We start from the raw sequence: 18,490 nt of genomic DNA, 5'->3' as shown, positions 1-18,490 counted from the left end.
GACCTCGCTGAGGGCGATCGGGGCGTCGGCGATCCGGCCGTCGCGGAACCGGATGCTGTCGGAGGAGTCCTTCCAGCCCTGGTTGGACAGGCCGCCGGGCCGTACCCGGCCCGTCCGCACGACCGAACGGAGTCCCCGTGACCACCACCCTCTCGCAGGCCCCGACCGCCGGGCCCGCACCCGCCGTCGACACCTCCCGCGCACCCGGCGTCGGCGGCCCCAGCCTGGCCTCCGCACGCCCGGCCCCGGACGACCGGGACCCACGGCGCGCGCTGGACGAGCTGGCGCGGTGGCGGGCCGGGGGCGGGCCGGCCGAGCGGTTCCCGTACGAGGCGGTGCTCGGGCACTACCGGGCGGTCGGCAAGAACGCGGTCGGCGAGGAACTGCTGACGGCCCTTCGCGCCGTCGACACGCGCGACACCGCCGAACCGCACGCCGCCGACAACGCGCAGAACACCATCGGCGCCCGGAACACCACCGAGACCCGGAACACCGCCGAGACCCGGAGCACCGCCGGACCGCACGCCGCGGACCCGGCGGCACGGCTGCTCGCGGACTGGCTCCCCCAGGTGGTGGACGGCCGGCACGGCGACTACGACAGCTACCTGGGCAGCCCGGTCTTCGCCTCGCTGACCGCGGACGGAGCGAGCCCGGACGAGGTGATCGCCGCCCTGCTCGCCGACGTGGTGGCGACCGAGGCGGCGACCCTCGCCGGGGCCCCGGCCGGCCTGCCCCGCACCCGGGCCGCCCTGCGCGCCCTCGTCACCAGGACCGGGCTCCTGACCGGGCGCCCGTCCCGGTCCGACGCGGCCGCCACCCCGGAGCGGGCCGTCGACACCCCCGATATCCCCGACGCCCCTGAGGACCCCGAGGACCTCGTCCGGGCCTGCGCCGAGGCGGTCGCCGAGGCCCGGGAGGCGGTGCCCGCCCGGGTGCTGCGGGCCGTGGAACTGACCCTGACGCCGACCACCCGCAGCCACGACGAGCAGATGTTCATCCGGACCATCCAGATATTCGAGGCGGTGTTCGCCGCGGTCGTCCGGGCGGTGGCGGAGGCGACCGCGGAGCTGGCCGCCGGCCGGGCCGACGCGGCCCGGGCGCGCCTGGCGGGGGCGGTCCGCCAGGTGGCCGGGACCTCCGGGGTGTTCCGGGTCCTGACCACCATGCCCAAGGACGCCTTCGCGGTGATCCGGGCCAACACGGACGGCCGGAGCGCGGTGCAGTCCAGGGCGTACCGGGCCGTCGAGCGGTCCTGCCCGGCGCTGCACGTCGCGCTGCTGGACAGCGGCCTGCCGAGGGACGGACTGCTGCCCGTCATGGCCGAGTTGGACGACGCGTGGGGGGCGATGAAGCGCACCCACTGGGGCATCACCATGAAGATCATCGGAATGGTGCGCGGCACCGGCGGCACCGCCGGCGCCTCCTACCTCCGCGAGGCCGCCGAGGCCCGGCTCTTCCCCTCCCTCGGCCCGGCCCACCACGCCCGCTGAACCCACCCGGCCCTCCGCGGCCCCACCCGGCCCGGTCCTCCCCCGCCCGGCCGTCGGGGCTTCAGCCGGCGTTCAGTGAGCCGTCAGAACCGCACCGGCCCGCGGCCGGTGCCGTGCCGGTGCCGTGCCGGTGGAACGCCGGTGCCGCGTCCGGCTCCGCCCAGGAAGGGGCCAGGGCCCGCCAGGACCCCGCTCAGGCCACAGCCAGGGCGCGGCAGGAGCGGAACGACAGCATCGATGCAGACCGGTCGGCCCGTGCGAACCGCCACGGGCGGCGGCCGGAGCCCCCGTCACCAGAACCCATCCCTCCGATCGGAGCGCAGTCATGAGCAACGAGGACACCACCGTCTACCAGGTCGTCGTCAACCACGAGGAGCAGTACTCGATCTGGCCGGCCGACCGGGAGCTGCCGGCCGGCTGGCGCGCCGAGGGCCCCCAGGGCGAGAAGGCCCGGTGCCTGGCCCACATCGACGAGGTGTGGACCGACATGCGGCCGCTGAGCCTGCGCCTGGCGATGGCGCAGCAGGCCGGCGGCGCCGACGCGGCCGACGCGGTTCCGGCCGCCGGCTGAGAGCGCGGGACGGCCGGGCACGACGGCCGGCCACCACGGCAGACACAGGGCATCGGACAGCGAACGGCGAGGAAAGAACGCGTGGACCCGCGACTTGAGCACCAGGACTGGATCTCGGCGATCGCCGCCACCGCGGCGGCGGATCCGGAGCGCACGGCCTTCGAGTTCTCCGGGAAGGAGGACGCCCCGCCCGAGCGCCTGAGCTACGGACAGCTCGACCGGCGGGCCCGGGCCGTCGCCGCCCGGCTGCAGCGGCTCGGCCTGACCGACCGTCCGGTGCTGCTGCTCCAGCCGCCGGGGCTGGACTACGTGGTCTCCTTCGTCGGCTGCCTGTACGCCCGGGCCGTCGCCGTACCGGTGTACCCGCCCAACCGCCGGCCGCGCTCGCTGGAACGGCTGGTCGACATCGTCGCGGACTGCGGGGCGACGGTCGCCCTGACCACCGCCGCCGTCCGGGACCGGCTGCTGCCCGGCGACCCGGACGGCGCGGTGATGGACGTGCTGCGGCTGGTGGCGAGCGACCGGGTGCCCGAGGAGGAGGCCGAGGGCTGGGCGCACCCGGAGGTCGGCGCCGACACGGTGGCGTTCCTCCAGTACACCTCCGGCTCCACCTCGGCCCCGCGCGGCGTGGTGCTGACGCACGGCAACCTGCTGCACAACTCGGCGCTGATCCAGCGCGCCTTCCGCACCACCGGCAGCACCCGCGGCATGTCCTGGCTGCCGCTCTTCCACGACATGGGCCTGATCGGCGGCATGCTCCAGCCGCTGTACTACGCCGGCTCCTGCTCGCTGATGGCGCCGACCGCCTTCGCCCAGGACCCGCTGCGCTGGCTGCGCGAGATCAGCCGCACCCGGGCGACGGTCAGCGGCGGCCCCAACTTCGCCTACGACCTGTGCGCCGACCTGGCCACCCCCGAGGTGCTGGCCGGGCTCGACCTGAGCAGCTGGGAGGTGGCGTTCAACGGTGCCGAGCCGGTGCGCGCCGAGACCTTCCGGCGGTTCGCCGACGCGTACGCCCCGGCGGGCTTCCGGGCCGAGGCCTTCACCCCGTGCTACGGGCTGGCCGAGGCCACGCTGATCGTCTCCTGCAAGCCGCACGGCACCGCCCCGGCCCGCTACCTGGCCCCGAACTCCCTGCTCGGCGGCGTCGACCGGGACGGCGGGCAGAGCGGAGAGCAGGGCGTCGAGGGCAGCACCGAGCTGGTCAGCAGCGGGCGCCCGGACGCGTCCCAGCGGCTGGAGATCGTCGACCCGGTCACCCGCCGGCCGGTGCCCGCCGGCGCGATCGGCGAGATCTGGCTCTCCGGCCCGAGCGTGGCCCATGGCTACTGGAACCGGCCGGAGCACAGCGCGGCGACCTTCGGCGCCCGCCTCGCCGAGGACACCACGAACTCCGAGACCACCGCGGACCCCGAGACCACCGCGACCCCCGAGACCACCGCGGACCCCGAGACCACCGCCGCCTCCGCGGACACCGCCTTCCTGCGCACCGGCGACCTGGGCCTGCTGCGCGAGGGCGAACTGTTCGTCACCGGGCGGCTCAAGGACCTGGTCATCGTCCGCGGCCGCAACCACTACCCGCAGGACATCGAGCAGACCGTCTCCGCCGTCCACCCCGCGCTGCGCGCCAACTGCGGCGCCGCCGTCCAGGTCGAACTGGCCGGCGCCGCCGAGCTGGTGATCGTCCAGGAGGTCGCCCGCGACCACCAGGACGGCGACCTGCCGGCGCTGGCCCGCGCGGTGCGCGACGCGGTCGCCGAGGCGCACGGCGTGCGGCCGGCCGCGGTGGTGCTGATCCGCGCCGCCACGCTGCCGCGCACCTCCAGCGGCAAGGTGCAGCGCCACGTGTGCGCCGCCTCCTACCGGGAGGGCGGCCTCACCGCGCTCGCCCACAGCGGCCGGCCCCAGGGCGCCCCCGAGGAGCGGTCGGTGGCCCTGGACGCCGCCGCGCTGCGGGCGGCCGCCCCGGCCGAGCGCCCGGCCCTGCTGCTGGCCGCGCTGCGCGAACTGCTCGCCGCCCGGCTCGGGCTGGCCGCCGGGGAGCTCACGCCCGGGCACCGGCTCGCCGAGCTGGGCCTGGACTCGCTCGGCGCCGTCCGGCTGCGGCACGAGCTGCGCGCCGCCCTGGGCGTCGACCTGGGGCTGACCGAGGCCCTCGGCCTGGACCTCGCCGGGCTGGCCGACCTGCTCACCGAACGCCTCGACGAGGCCGCCGGGGCGCCCGGGGAGCTGCCGGAGACCGCCGCGACGGACACCCCGGACCCCGCCACGGAGCCCGGCGACCACCCGCTCTCCCCCAACCAGGCCGCGCTGCGGCTGCTGCACCAGGTCGCCCCGGAGAGCCCGGCGTACCTCGTCTCCGCCGCCTTCCGGGTGCCCGGCGGGCTCGACCCGGCCGCGCTGCGCACCGCCCTGGACGGCCTGGCCCGGCGGCACGCCGTGCTGCGCAGCACCTTCCCCCGGACCGGCTCCGGCCCGGTGCAGCGCGTCCACGCCGAGCTCCCGCCCGTCCTCGAGCAGGTCGACGCCTCCGCCTGGAGCGCGGAGGAACTGGCCGGGCGTCTGACCGAGGCCGCCGAGCAGCCCTTCGACCTGGAGCGCGGCCCGCTGCTGCGCGCCCGGCTGTTCACCGGTGCCGAGGACGGCCACCGGCTGGTGCTGACGGCCCACCACCTGGTGGCCGACCTGTGGTCGCTGTCCCTGCTGCTGGACGAGCTGGCCGCGGACTACCCGGCCGTCCTGCGGGGCGAGCCGGTCGGCGCGGCCGCGGACACCGCCGCCGCCCCCTTCGCGGCCTTCGCCCGCCGCCAGGCCGGGTTCACCGCCACCGCGGCCGGCCGGCGCCACCTGGACCGCTGGCGCACCGCCCTGGCCGGGGTCCGCGACGGCACCTCGCTGCCCGCCGACCTGCCGCTGCCCGCCCGTCAGCGGATGCGCGGCGCGACGGTGCCGGTGACGGTGGACGCCGCCACCACCGAGGCGCTGACGGCCCTGGCCCGCCGCGAGGGCAGCACGCTGTACGCCGTCCTGCTGGCCGCCTACCAGCTGCTGCTGGCCCGCTGCACCGGCCGGTCGGACGTGGTGGTCGGCACGCCGACCCACGGCCGCGCCGACGCCGAGTTCGCCGGCACCGTCGGCTGCCTGGTCAACACCGTGCCGCTGCGCGCCCGGATCGACACCGCCGAGCCGTTCACGGCCCTGCTGGCGCGGGTCCGTGACGACGCGGGCGCGGCCCTGGACGGCGCCGAGGTGCCGTTCCCCTCGCTGGTCGAGCTGGTCCGCCCGGACCGCGACCAGGGCGGGCGGCCGCTGGTGCGCAGCCTGTTCAGTCTCCAGCAGGCCCCGGGCGGGCACGCCGAGGCGCTGGTGGCCATGGCCACCGGGCGCGACGGCGTCCCGTTCACCCTCGGCGGCGTGGAGTGCGCCACGCTGGCGCTGCCCGTCGGCGGCAGCCAGTTCGACCTCCAGCTGACCCTCGGGGCGGCCGCGGACGGCCTGGCCGGCTCCGTCCGCTACGACACCGACCGCTACCTGCCGGTGACCGCCGAGCGCTTCGCCGCTCAGTTCGCCACCCTGCTGTCCGGGATCGCGGCCGACCCGGCCCGGCCGGTCGGGGCCCTGCCCCTGCTCACCGCCGCCGAGCGGCGGACGCTGCTCGCCGAGGGCAACGACACGGCGCTCGACTACGACCCCGCCGACGGCGTGGTGCGCCGCTTCGAGGCCCGGGCCGCCCGTACCCCGTTGGCGGTCGCGGTCCGCGCGGCGGGCCCCGGGAACGGTTCCGCGGGCGCCGAGCAGTTGGACTACGGCACCCTGGACCGGCTGGCCGACGGCGTCGCCGAGCGGCTGCGCGCCCTCGGCATCGGCCCCGGCCGGACCGTCGGCGTCCTGCTGCCGCGCACTCCGCGCCTGCTCGCCGCCCTGCTCGGGGTGCTCAAGTCCGGCGCCGCCTACCTACCGCTGGACCCCGGACACCCGGCCGAGCGGCTGGCCCTGGTCCTGGCCGACGGCGCCGCGGCCGCGCTGATCACCGACCTGCCCGCCGAGCGGGTGCCGGCCGGCGACTGGACGGTGCTGGCGGCCGACACCATCGGCGAGGCCCGCCGTACGGCCGACACCGATCTCGACCCGCGCGCGGCGGCGTACGTGCTGCACACCTCCGGCTCGACCGGCCGCCCCAAGGGCGTGGTGGTGCCGCACCGGGCGCTGGCGAACCTGCTGGCCTCCTTCGAGCGCGACCTCGCGACCGCCCCCGGGTCCGGCTGGCTCTCCGTCACCACTCCGGCCTTCGACATCGCCGCGCTGGAGTACTTCCTGCCGCTGGCCACCGGCGCCACCGTGCACCTGGCGGACGCGGAGACGGCCGGCGACGGTTCGCGGCTGCGGGCCAGCCTGGACGCCGGCGGGGTCACCCACCTCCAGGCGACCCCGGTGACCTGGCAGCTGCTGCTGGACGCGGGGTGGTCGGGCACCCCCGGGCTGACCGCCCTGTGCGGCGGGGAGCGGCTGCCGGCCGAGCTGGCCGCCGAGCTGCTGGCCCGCGGCGCGCGGCTGTGGCAGGTCTACGGCCCGACCGAGACCACCGTCTGGTCGGCGCGCGGCGAGCTGACCGCCGCCGACGACGGCGAGCTGCCGCTCGGCACGCCCGTCGCCAACACCCGCCTCCACCTGGTCGATCCGGCCCTGGAGCCGGTGCCGGCCGGGGTCACCGGCGAGCTGCTGATCGGCGGCGACGGCCTGGCCGACGGCTACCTCGGCCGGCCCGGCCTGACCGCGGAGCGCTTCGTGCCCGACCCCTTCGGCACCGAACCGGGCGCGCGCCTCTACCGCACCGGCGACCTGGTGCGGCGCGGGCCCGGCGGGGCGCTGCTCTTCGTCGGCCGCGCCGACACCCAGGTCAAGCTGCACGGGCACCGGATCGAGCTGGGCGAGATCGAGGTCGCGCTGGAGGCGCTGCCGACGGTCCGCCGGGCGGCGGTCGTGGTGGACGGCGAGGGCGCCCGCGCCCGGCTGGTCGCCTTCCTGGAGCGGCACGGCGCCGACCGGCCGGCCCTGCCGGCGCCCGCCGAACTGCGCGAGCTGCTGCGGCGCACCCTGCCCGGCTACGCCGTCCCCTCACTGCTGCTGACGCTGGAGGAGCTGCCGCTGACCGCCAACGGCAAGGTCGACCGGCGGGCGCTGCCCGCGCCGGAGGCCGCCGGCCCGGACACCGGGCCCTCGGGGGCGGCCGAACAGCCGGTCGGTCCGACCGAGCGGCGGATCGCGGCCCTGCTCGCCGAGCTGCTCGGGACCGGTCCGATCGGCCGGCACGAGGACCTGTTCGACCGGGGCGCGCACTCGCTGCTGCTCGCCCGCTTCACCGAGCGCGCCCGGGCCGAGTTCGGGGCCGAGCTGCCCCTGCACCGGCTGTTCGAGCAGCCGACGGTGGCGGCGATGGCCGTCCTGGTGGACGCCGCGCCCCGAGCGGACCGGGCGGGCACGGCGGGCCGGCCGGGACCGGTCCGGGTGGACCGCTCCCGCTACGCCGTCAACCGCGGCTCCGACGGCGCGCTGCGCCCGGTGCTCGCCGGCGCGTCCCCCGAGGGCGCCCGCGCCGAGCGCCCGACCCTCACCGGAGAAGCCCGATGACCTCCGCCACCTCCCTCCCGGCCGCCCGGCCGGCCACCGGCCCCACGCCCCCGGCGGGCCGCCCGTACCTGCTCCGATGTCCGGTCTGCCGGGAGACCTACCAGGACGACGGGCTGCGGCTGGACTGCTCCGCGGCGCACCGGCCGGGCCTGCTGAGCACCGAGTACACCACCGGCTTCGCACCCGGCCCGGGCAGCGGCCCGTTCCGCTACGGCTGCTGGCTGCCGACCGCCGGCCGGCCCCCGGCCGGGGGCAGCGGCGGCGCCACCTACCGGGCCGAGCGGCTGGGCCGCGCACTGGGCCTCACCGAGCTGTGGGTCGCGTTCAGCGGCTACTGGCCGGAGCGCGGCGCGGCCCTCGCCACCGGCAGCTTCAAGGAGCTGGAGGCGCAGGCGGTCCTCGCCCGACTGCCCGAGCGCCCGCCGGTGCTGGTGGTCGCGTCCGCCGGGAACACCGCCGCGGCCTTCCTGCGGGCCTGCTCCCAGCAGGGCGTGGAGTGCGTGCTGGTGGTGCCGGAGACGGCGCTGCCGGTGCTCGCCGCCGGCGGTGAACGGGCCGACTGCGTCCGGGTGGTGGCGGTGGCCGGCGACTACACCGACGCCATCGAGCTGGCCGACGCCATCGCCGCCCGGCCCGGCCACCAGGCCGAGGGCGGCACCCGCAACGTGGCCCGGCGCGACGGCCTGGGCACCGCGCTGCTGGCGGCCGCCGAGACCATCGGCCGGCTGCCCGACCACTACGTGCAGGCGGTGGGCAGCGGGGCCGGGGCGATCGCCGCGCACCAGGCCGCCCGGCGGCTGCTGGCGGCCGGCTTCCCGGCCGCCGCCACGGCGGGCGGGCTGCCCCGGCAGGCCCTGTGCCAGAACAGCGTGTTCGCACCGATGGTCCGCGCCTGGCGGGACGGCCTGGCCGAGCCGGTCATCGGCTCCGGCCCGGCCGTGCGGGAGGCGATCGCCTCCGCCCACGCCCAGGAGCTGACCACCCGCAAGCCGCCCTACGCGGTGGCCGGCGGGGTCCGCGAGATCCTCACCGAGAGCGGCGGGGAGCTGCTGGCGGCGGGCAACGAGGAGGCGGTGGCCGCCGGGCAGCTGTTCGCCGCGGTCGAGGGCGTCGACATCGCACCGGCCGCGGCGGTGGCGCTGGCCGGACTGCGGCAGGCGGTGGCCGCCGGGCGGATCCGGCCCCGGGACAGCGTGCTGCTGCACGTCACCGGGGGCGGCCGGGCCCGCCGCGCGGCCGACCGCCGGCCGGACGGCCCCGTCCGGCCCGACCTCCGGATACCGACCGGCCTGGGCGCCGAGGCCGCCGCCTACCTGGTGACCGGCGCATGACCGCCCCCGCCGTCGACTCCTCGGCCGAGCCCGCCCGCCGTACCGCCCCCGCCGCCGACCCCCACCCCGAGCCCGAGCCGTCCCCCCGGCAGAGAGCAGAGCAGACCATGCAGCAGTTCGCCTTTCCCGCCACTTCGGCGCAGCGCCGGATCTGGCTGGTGGAGCGGCTGACCCCCGGCACCAGCGCCTACCACCTGCCGTTCGCCCTCCAGTTGGACGGCCCGCTCGACCCCGCCGCGCTGACCGCCGCGCTGACCGCGTCGGTCCACCGGCACGAGTCGCTGCGCACCTGCTTCGACCAGGTGGACGGCGAGCTGGTGCAACTGGTCGGCGAGCCCGGGCCGTTCCCGCTGGAGACCAGGGACACCCGGCCCGAGGACCTGGACGCCGTCCTGGCCGCCGACGCCGCCCGCCCCTTCGACCTGGCCCGCGGACCGCTGCTGCGCGCGGTCCTGCACCGGCTGGCCCCGCGGCGGCACGTGCTGGCCGTCACCGTCCACCACCTGGTGGCCGACATGTGGTCGGTCGGCGTCCTGCTCGCCGAACTGGCCCGGAACTACCCGGGGAACGGCGCCGGCCTGCCCGAACTCCCCATCCAGTACGGCGACTTCGCGGTCTGGGAGGAGGACTCCCGGGCCGCCGTCGAGGAGGCCGACCAGGAGTACTGGCACCGCACGCTGGCCGGCGCGCCGGAGCTGCTGGAGCTGCCCTGCGACCGCCCCCGCCCCCCGGTGCAGACGCTGCGCGGCGCCGCACTGCCGGTGGAGCTCCCGGCCGAACTGTCCGCCGCCGTCAGGGCGATGTGCGGCAGGGCCGGGGTCACCCCCTTCATGGTCCTGCTGGCCGCCTTCCAGGCCGTCCTGGCCCGGCACACCGGCAGCGAGGACGTCGTGGTCGGCACCGGCGCCGGGGTGCGCCCGGCCGAGGCCGAGGGCCTGATCGGATGCTTCGTCAACATCCTGCCGATCCGCACCTCACTGGCCGGCGACCCCACCTTCGGCGAGCTGCTGGCCCGGGTCCGCCGGTCGGCCCTGGAGGCCTTCGAGCACCAGCGGCTGCCGTTCGAGCGGATGCTCCCCGAGCGGTCGACCGGGCCCGCCCTCGACCACAACCCGCTCGTCCAGTCGCTGCTGCTGGTGCAGAACGCGCCGCTGGCCGCCCCCGAGCTGCCCGGCCTGACGGTGACCGTCCGGGAGGTGCCGCGCGGCGGCGCCCAGCTCGACCTCAACCTCCAACTGCGTGAGGTGGACGGCGCGTTCACCGGCACCGCGGAGTACGCGAGCGACCTCTTCGACCCGGCCACGGTGGAGCGGCTGATCGGGCACTGGCGCACCCTGCTGGCCGCCGCCGTCGCCTCCCCCGACACCCCGCTGTCCGCCCTGCCGATGCTGACCGGCGCGGAACGCCACCGCGCCCTGGTGGAGTGGAACGACACCGCCCACGCCTACCCGCGGGCCGAGGACTGCCTGCACGAACTCTTCGAGGCCCGGCTGGCGCTGCACCCGGAGGCTCCCGCCGTCCTGCACGCCGACGGCGAACTGAGCTACGCGGCACTGGACGCGCTCGCCGAACGGATCGCCGGCCGGCTCACCGCGCTCGGCGTCGGCCCCGACACCACCGTGGGCGTCTGCCTCGCCAAGGGGCCGTCGCTGGTGGCCGCCCTGCTCGGCGTGCTCAAGGCCGGCGGCGCCTACCTGCCGCTGGACCCGGCCTACCCGGAGCAGCGCCTGGCCTTCATGCTGCGGGACGCGGCGCCGCCGGTGGTGCTCACCGAGCGCGCCACGGCCGACCGGCTGCCGGCCGCGGGGGCCACCCTGCTGGAGGTGGAGGACGCCGAGCAGTGGCCCGCCACCGGGCGCCGCCCCGTCGCGGCCCGGCCCGACAACCTGGCGTACGTCATCTACACCTCGGGCTCCACCGGCGAGCCCAAGGGCATCGCCGTCCCGCACCGCGGCGCCGTCAACAACGTGCTGGACCTCAACGACACCTACGGCGTCGGGCCCGGCGACCGGGTGCTGGGCCTCTCCTCCCCCAGCTTCGACATGTTCGTCTACGAGACGCTCGGCATCCTGGCGGCCGGCGGCGCGGTGGTCATGCCGCACCCGGACCGGGCCCGCGACCCGCAGCACTGGGTGGACCTGGTGCGCCGCCACCGGGTGACGGTGTGGAACTCGGCGCCCGCGCTGGCCGACGCCTTCGTGCGGGCCGGCGAGGAGCGCAACGTCCGGCTGCCGAGGCTCCGGGTCTCCTTCTTCGGCGGCGACTGGATCCCCGTCCCGTTGCCCGAGCGGTTCCGCCGGCTGGCCCCGGGGCTGGCGTTCATCGCCCTCGGCGGCGCAACCGAGGCGTCCATCCACTCGATCACGTACCCGGTGGGCGAGGTCGACCCGGCCTGGACCAGCATCCCGTACGGCCGCCCGATGGTGAACCAGCAGGCCGTGGTGCTGACCCCGGCGCTGGAGCCGGCCCCGGTCGGCGTCCCGGGCGAACTCTGCCTGGCCGGCACCGGGCTGACCCGCGGATACCTGCACCGCCCAGGCCTGACCGCGGACCGCTACCGCCCGCACCCGGGCGCCGGGACCGGCCCGGTGCCGGCCGGCGCGCGCCTGTACCGCACCGGCGACCTGGCCCGGACCCGCGCCGACGGCGTGATCGAGCTGATCGGCCGGCTGGACCACCAGGTCAAGCTGCGCGGGCTGCGGATCGAGCTCGGCGAGATCGAGTCGGTGCTGCGCCGCCACCCCGGGATCGAACGGGCCGTGGTCGCGGCCCGTGGAGACGGCGAGGAGCGGCGGCTCGTCGGCTACCTGGTGCCCGCCCGGGGCGGCGCCCCGGCGCCGGCCGCCGCCGAACTGCGCACCCTGCTGCGGGCCGAGCTGCCCGAGTACATGGTCCCGGCGGTCTTCGTGACGCTGGACGCGCTGCCGCTGTCACCCAACGGCAAGGTGGACCGCGCCGCGCTGCCCGAGCCCGACCCGACGGCCGAGCGGGCCGCCGCCGCGTACGTGGCCCCCCGCGACGACACCGAGCGGGTGCTGGCCGCGCTCTGGGCCGAACTGCTGGAGGTCGACCGGGTCGGCGCCGAGGACGACTTCTTCGCCCTCGGCGGGCACTCGCTGCTCGCCACCCGGCTCGCCTCGGCGGTGCTGGAGACCTTCGGCGTCGAGCTGCCGCTGCGCGAGCTGTTCGAGGCGCCCACCCTCGCCGCCCAGGCGGAGCGGCTGACCGCCTGCGGCCACGCGGCGGGCACCGACGTCGCGGCGGTGGCCCGGATCGCCGCACCCCTGCTGGAGATGACCGACGAAGAGGCCCTCGGGCTGCTCGCCCAGCACGACGAGCACGCCGAGAACGAGGCGCACCAGGAGCACGAGGAGAGCCACGCATGAGCCCCACCACCACGAGCACCGGCGTCCTGGCCGCCCACGCCCGTCTCGGCGCCCACCGCCTGGCCGCCGCCGACCCGCTGCTCGCCGACCTGCTGGAGCGCGAGCACGTCCGGCAGAACGAGACGCTGGCCATGGTGGCCGCGTCCAGCAGCGCCGACCCCTCGGTCCTGGCCTGCGCCGGCGCGAGCATCTCCAACGTCACCACCGAGGGCTACCCGGGCGCCCGCTACCACGCGGGCTGCGAACTGGTCGACGAGGTCGAGCGGTTGGCGGTGGAACGGGCCCGCGCGCTGTTCGGCGCCCGGTACGCCAACGTGCAGCCGCACTCGGGCAGCACCGCCAACCAGATCGTGCTGTGCACCCTGATGAAGCCCGGCGACACCCTGCTCGGCATGGAGCTGAGCGCGGGCGGCCACCTCACCCACGGCTCGCCGGCCTCGGTGTCCGGGCGGTTCTTCGACGCGGTCGGCTACGGCACCGACGCCGACGGCATGCTCGACTACGAGCAGGTCGCCGAACTGGCCCGGCTCCACCGGCCCAAGGTGATCGTCTGCGGCGCCAGCGCCTACCCGCGCACCGTCGACTTCGCCCGGTTCCGGCGGATCGCCGACGAGGTCGGCGCCTTCCTGCTCGCCGACATCTCGCACATCGCCGGCCTGGTCGCGGCCGGGCTGCACCCCAGCCCGGTGGACCACGCCCACGCCACCACCACCAGCACCTACAAGCAGCTGTACGGCCCCCGCGGCGGCCTGATCCTGCTGGGCCGGGACGCCGACCTGCCGCTGCCCGGCTCCCGGCGCACCCTCGCCCGGGCGATCGCCCACGGCACCTTCCCGTTCCTCCAGGGCACCCCCGACCTGGGCGCCGTCGCCGCCAAGGCCCGCGCCTTCGACATCGCCGCCCAGCCGGAGTTCCGCGCCCTGGCGCAGCGGGTGGTCTCCGGCGCCCGGGAGCTGGCGGAGGCCTTCGTCGGCCTCGGCCACACCCTGGTCACCGGCGGCACCGACAACCACATGGTGCTGCTGGACGTCGGCCGGCGCGGCCTGACCGGGGCGATCGCCGAGTCCGCGCTCGCCGACTGCGGGATCGTGGTCAACCGCAACCGGATACCGGGCGACCCGCACGGCCCGCGCGTCACCAGCGGCATCCGCTTCGGCACCAACACCCTCGCGCTGCGCGGCATGGGCGAGGCCGAACTGCGCCGCTGCGCCGCCCTGGTGGACCGGGTGCTCACCTCCGTGGTGGCCCGTGACGAGACCGGGTTCGTCCTCGACCCGGGCGTCCGATCCGAGGTGCGGGACGAAGTCGCCCGGCTCTGCCGGGAGTTCCCGCTGCCGCACCACTCGTCCTGACCACCCTCTCCGACCGCCGGGACTCCCCATGAGCCACTCACCCCAACGCGCCGCGCTCTCCGCCGAGAAGCGCCGCCTGCTCGCCAAGCTGCTCGAGCAGCAGGGCCTCGCCCGCACCGACACCGCCGACCGGATCACCCCCCGCCCCGCGGGGGTGCGGCTGCCGCTCTCCTTCGCCCAGCAACGGCTGTGGTTCGTCGAGCAGTTCGCCGGCCCGAGCCCGCTCTACAGCATCGCCTGCACCGTCCGGCTGACCGGCCGGCTCGACGCCGCCGCCCTGGAGCGCGCGCTGAACCGGGTGGTGGAGCGGCACGAGGCGCTGCGCACCACGTTCCGCGCCGAGGACGGCCGGCCCGAGCAGGTCGTGCACGCCCGGGTCGAGGTCGCGCTGCCGCTCACCGACCTGTCCGCAGCGGCCGCCGACGCCCGGGAGGACGCGCTCGCCGAGCTGGCCGACCAGGAGAGCCGCCGCCCCTTCGACCTGGGCGCCGGCCCCCTGTTGCGCGGCCGGCTGGTCCGGCTCGCCGACGAGGAGCACGTGCTGGTGCTCGCCGTGCACCACATCGTGGCGGACGGCTGGTCGCTGGACGTCCTGGTCCGGGAACTGGCCCACCACTACCGGCCCGGCGCCGCCGCCCTTCCCGAACTTCCCGTCCAGTACGCTGACTTCGCGCTCTGGCAGCACGAGCGGGCCGCCGACGGGGCGATGGACGCCCAACTGGAGCACTGGCGCGAGCGGCTGGCCGACGCCCCCACCGCCGTGGACCTGCCCACCGACCGGCCGCGCGCCGCCCGGCAGAGCTTCGCCGGCGCCTGCTTCCCGTGGCAGCTGGACGGCGACCTCGCCACCCGGCTCACCGCGCTGGCCCGCGAGCACGACGCCACCCTGTACATGGCGCTGCTGGCCGGCTTCACCGCCGTGGCGCAGCGCTGGAGCGGCCAGACCGACCTGGTGGTCGGCTCGCCGGTGGCCAACCGCAACCACCCCAGCACCGAGGGCCTGATCGGCTTCTTCGTCAACATGCTGCCGCTGCGCGCCGACCTGTCCGGCAACCCGACGTTCCGCGAACTGCTCGGCCGGGTACGGGAGTCCGCGATCGCCGCGTACGCCCACCAGGACGTGCCGTTCGAGCGGATCGTGGAGGCGGTGCGCCCGGACCGCGACGCCGGCGGACGCACCCCGTTCGCCAACCTGCTGCTGGTCCTCCAGAACACCCCGGAGACCAGGATCGAGCTGCCCGGACTGCGGATGGACACGGCCGCGGTGGACACCGGCACGGCCAAGTTCGACCTGCACCTCCAGGTCACCGAGACCCCGCAGGGCCTGACCGGCCTGGCCGACTACAGCACCGAGCTGTACGAGGAGCGCACCGTACGCCGCTTCATCGACCAGTGGCTGCACCTGCTGGCCGCCGCCGTCGCCGCCCCGGACACCCGGCTGGACGCGCTGCCGCTGCTGGCCGCCGCCGAGCGCCGGGCCGAGCTCGCGGCCGGCGCCGCCCGGAACGCCGCGGGCCCGCGCGACACCGCCCCGCGGGCCCGCAGCCTGCCGGCCGCGTTCGCCGAGCAGGTCCGGCTGCGCCCCACCGCGATCGCGGTCAACTGCGGCGAGGAGAGCCTGAGTTACGCCGAGCTGGACCGCCGTTCGGACGCGCTGGCCCGGCGGCTGCGCGAGCTGGGCGTGGGCCCGGAGAGCCGGGTGGCGATCTGTGTGGAGCCCTCCGTCCGGTTGGTCACCGGCATCCTGGGCATCCTGAAGAGCGGCGGCGCGTACGTCCCGCTCGACCCCCGCCACCCGGCCGACCGGCGGGCCTACACCCTCGCCGACTCCGGCGCGGTGGCCCTGGTCGCCGACCCCGGGCACGCCTCGGCGGCGGACGGCGTCCCGGTGCTGGCGGTCGACCAGGCACCCACCGACCAGGCGCCCGCCGACCGGCTCTCGGAGGAGCGGCCACTGGAACCGGTGGCGCCGCACCCGGACCACCTCGCGTACGTGATCTACACCTCCGGCACCACCGGCCGTCCCAAGGGCGCGCTGCTCACCCACGCCAACGTGCTGCGGCTCTTCGAGGCGGCCTCGGCGGACGTGCCGTTCGGCCCGGAGGACGTCTGGTCGCTCTACCACTCCGCCGCCTTCGACTTCTCGGTCTGGGAGATCTGGGGCGCGCTGCTCCACGGCGGCCGGATCGCCGTGGTGCCGCAGGAGGCCCGGCAGAGCCCCGCCGCCTGCCACGCCCTGGTGCGCGCCGAGGGCGTCACGGTGCTCAGCCAGACGCCCACCGCCTTCCGGCAGTTCGCGGACGCCGACGAGGCGGCGCCCCGCGGGCCGGCCGACCGGCCGCTCGCGCTGCGGCACGTGGTGTTCGGCGGCGAGGCCCTGGAGCCGGGCGCGCTGCGCGGCTGGGCCGCCCGGCACCCGGACGGCCCCCGGCTCGTCAACATGTACGGGATCACCGAGACCACGGTGCACGTCACCGCGCACCCGCTCGACCCGGCCGGGCTGTCCGCCCCCGGCAGCGTGATCGGCCGCCCGCTGGCCGACCTGGCGGTGCACCTGCTGGACCGGCGCGGCGAACCGGTGCCGCCGGGCGTGCCCGGCGAGCTGTGCGTCGGCGGGCCCGGCCTGGCCCGCGGCTACCTGGGCCGCCCGGGCCTGACCGCCGAACGCTTCGTCCCCTCCCCGCTGGGCGGCGGCGAACGGCTGTACCGCAGCGGCGACCTCGCCCGCCGGCTGCCGGACGGCACCCTGGAGTACCTCGGCCGGATCGACCAGCAGGTCAAGGTCCGCGGCCACCGGGTGGAGCTCGGCGAGATCGAGGCGGAGCTGGGCGCCCACCCGGGCGTGCGGCACGCGGCCGTCCTGCCCCGCGAGGCGCCCGGCGGCGGCCCCGGGCTGGTGGCCTACCTCGTCCCCGAGGAGTCGGCGGGCGCGCGGCAGGAGCCGCGGGCCGGGCACGACGCGGCCGACGCCGAGCAGGTCGCCGAGTGGCGGACCGTCTTCGACACCGCCTACGAGCACTACGAGCAGGTGGCGGGCTCCGATCCGACCTTCAACATCCGCGGCTGGACGAGCAGTTACACCGGCGAGCCGATACCGGCCGAGGAGATGCGGCGCTGGGTGGAGTCCACCGTCGCGCTGATCCGGCGCACCGGGCCGCGCCGGGTCCTGGAGATCGGCAGCGGCACCGGCCTGCTGCTCTTCCGACTGGCCGGCGACTGCGAGCGGTACACCGCCCTCGACCTGTCGGACAGCGCCGTCGCGCACGTGCGCCGCCACCTCCCCGAGCACTGGGAGCACGTCCGGGTGCTGCGCCGGGCCGGTCACGAGCTGGACGGGCTGGCGGGCGACGGCTTCGACACCGTCGTCGTCAACTCGGTCGCCCAGTACCTGCCGAGCGCGGGCTACCTGGTCGAGGTCCTCCGCGGGGCCGCCGCGCTGCTCGCCCCGGGCGGGCGGATCGTGGTCGGCGACGTCCGGCACCTGGCACTGCTGGACGCCTTCACGGTGTCGGTCCTCCGCGCGGGCCCGGCGGCCGGGGCGACGGACGCCGAGCTGGCCCGGCAGGTCCGGCAGGCCGTCCGGCAGGAGGACGAGCTGCTGCTCGACCCCCGCTTCTTCACCGCGCTGCGCCGGGAGATCCCGCGGATCGGCCGGGTGGAGGTGCTTCCCAAGCCCGGGCGCGACCGCAACGAGATGACCCGCTACCGCTACGACGTGGTGCTGCACCTCGACACCGAGGCGGCCGGCACGGAGGCGGGCGGCGCCGAGCCGGCCGGCACCGGACCGGACGCCGCGCCGGAGCGCGTGGTGCCGTGGACCGGCGGCGGCCTCCGGGCCCTGCTCGACGGCTCCCCGCTGGTGGTCACGGGCATCCCCAACGCCCGGGTGCACGCCGACGCCCGGACCGCCGCGCGGCTCGCCGCCGGTACCGCGCGGGCCGACGAGGCCGTCCGGCCCGACGACGCCGCCGGTGCCGCCGGTGCCGCCGAGCAGGACCCGGTCGACCCGCAGGAGCTGCGCGAGCTGGCCGAGGAGCTCGGCCACACCGTGGAGTTCAGCTGGGCGTCCGGCGACCCGCTGGGCCGCTTCGACGCCGCCTTCCGCCCGGACGGCGCCGCGCCGCACAGCGCGCTGCCGCCCGCCGGGGACGACCTGGGCCTCCCCTGGCCGCACTGGGCCAACGACCCGCACCGCGGCCGCGCCGCCCGCAGCCTGGTGCCCCTGCTCCGCGCCCGCCTGCGGGAGCGGCTGCCGGAGTACATGGTCCCGGAGGCCTTCGTCACCCTGGACGCGCTGCCGCTGACCGCCAACGGCAAGCTCGACCGGGCGGCGCTGCCCGCGCCGGACTGGTCCACCGCCTCGACCGCGCTGCTCGCTCCCCGCGACGACACCGAGCGGACGCTCGCCGAGCTCTGGAGCACCACCCTGGGCGTGTCCCGGATCGGCCTGTCCGACAACTTCTTCGACCTCGGCGGCCACTCCCTGCTCGCCGTCCAGGTCACCGCCGGCGTCCGCGAGGCCCTGGGCCGCGACCTGCCCGTCCGGGCGCTGTTCGAGGCGCCGGTGCTGGGCGAGTACGCCGAGGCGGTGCGCCGCGCCCCGGCCACGGAGGAGCAGCCCGAGGAGGCCGCGCCGGTGCGCGAGAGCGTCCCGGCCGACGGCGCCGGCTTCGACGACCTGTCCGCCGAGGAGCTGGCGGAGCTGATGGGCGGGGAGCTGTGACCGCCGCCC

At 77.1% G+C, this 18,490-nt stretch carries 7 protein-coding genes; all 7 read left to right on the top strand.

What is annotated here, in order from left to right; translation table 11 throughout:
• The first annotated feature begins 137 nt into the window (after positions 1 to 137).
• The 7 genes from ACWD4P_RS30755 to ACWD4P_RS30725 all read left to right on the top strand — a co-directional run bounded on the left by ACWD4P_RS30755 (position 138) and on the right by ACWD4P_RS30725 (position 18,481).
• Positions 138 to 1,490, top strand: coding sequence for a hypothetical protein (locus tag ACWD4P_RS30755; RefSeq protein ID WP_449781910.1), 1,353 nt, complete (start codon positions 138 to 140; stop codon positions 1,488 to 1,490).
• 325 nt (positions 1,491 to 1,815) lie between these two features.
• Positions 1,816 to 2,061, top strand: coding sequence for an MbtH family protein (locus tag ACWD4P_RS30750; protein ID WP_359831352.1), 246 nt, complete (start codon positions 1,816 to 1,818; stop codon positions 2,059 to 2,061).
• An 81-nt stretch (positions 2,062 to 2,142) separates the two neighbouring features.
• Positions 2,143 to 7,689: an amino acid adenylation domain-containing protein gene (locus tag ACWD4P_RS30745; protein ID WP_449781909.1), complete on the top strand. Its 5,547-nt coding sequence runs from the start codon at positions 2,143 to 2,145 to the stop codon at positions 7,687 to 7,689.
• Complete coding sequence (locus ACWD4P_RS30740) at positions 7,686 to 9,020, top strand: cysteate synthase (protein WP_449781908.1); 1,335 nt, start codon at positions 7,686 to 7,688, stop codon at positions 9,018 to 9,020. Before ACWD4P_RS30745 ends, ACWD4P_RS30740 begins: the two co-directional genes overlap by 4 nt.
• Positions 9,017 to 12,406 (top strand): non-ribosomal peptide synthetase, encoded by a 3,390-nt coding sequence (locus tag ACWD4P_RS30735; RefSeq protein ID WP_449781907.1) that lies wholly within the window; start codon positions 9,017 to 9,019, stop codon positions 12,404 to 12,406. Before ACWD4P_RS30740 ends, ACWD4P_RS30735 begins: the two co-directional genes overlap by 4 nt.
• On the top strand, positions 12,403 to 13,758 hold the full coding sequence (locus ACWD4P_RS30730; protein ID WP_449781906.1) for a serine hydroxymethyltransferase: 1,356 nt from the start codon (positions 12,403 to 12,405) through the stop codon (positions 13,756 to 13,758). Before ACWD4P_RS30735 ends, ACWD4P_RS30730 begins: the two co-directional genes overlap by 4 nt.
• A gap of 28 nt (positions 13,759 to 13,786) precedes the next feature.
• Positions 13,787 to 18,481, top strand: a complete 4,695-nt coding sequence (locus tag ACWD4P_RS30725) for an amino acid adenylation domain-containing protein (protein ID WP_449781905.1) — start codon at positions 13,787 to 13,789, stop codon at positions 18,479 to 18,481.
• The last annotated feature ends 9 nt before the right edge of the window (positions 18,482 to 18,490 follow it).

It is taken from the genome of Kitasatospora sp. NPDC002543 (assembly GCF_053594915.1).
This window is presented reverse-complemented; position numbering and strand designations above follow the sequence as displayed.

Coding starts and splice junctions, on each gene's coding strand:
- ACWD4P_RS30750 (WP_359831352.1), top strand. CDS start 1,816: ATGAGCAACGAGGACACCACCGTCTACCAGGTCGTCGTCAACCACGAG.
- ACWD4P_RS30740 (WP_449781908.1), top strand. CDS start 7,686: ATGACCTCCGCCACCTCCCTCCCGGCCGCCCGGCCGGCCACCGGCCCC.
- ACWD4P_RS30735 (WP_449781907.1), top strand. CDS start 9,017: ATGACCGCCCCCGCCGTCGACTCCTCGGCCGAGCCCGCCCGCCGTACC.
- ACWD4P_RS30730 (WP_449781906.1), top strand. CDS start 12,403: ATGAGCCCCACCACCACGAGCACCGGCGTCCTGGCCGCCCACGCCCGT.
- ACWD4P_RS30725 (WP_449781905.1), top strand. CDS start 13,787: ATGAGCCACTCACCCCAACGCGCCGCGCTCTCCGCCGAGAAGCGCCGC.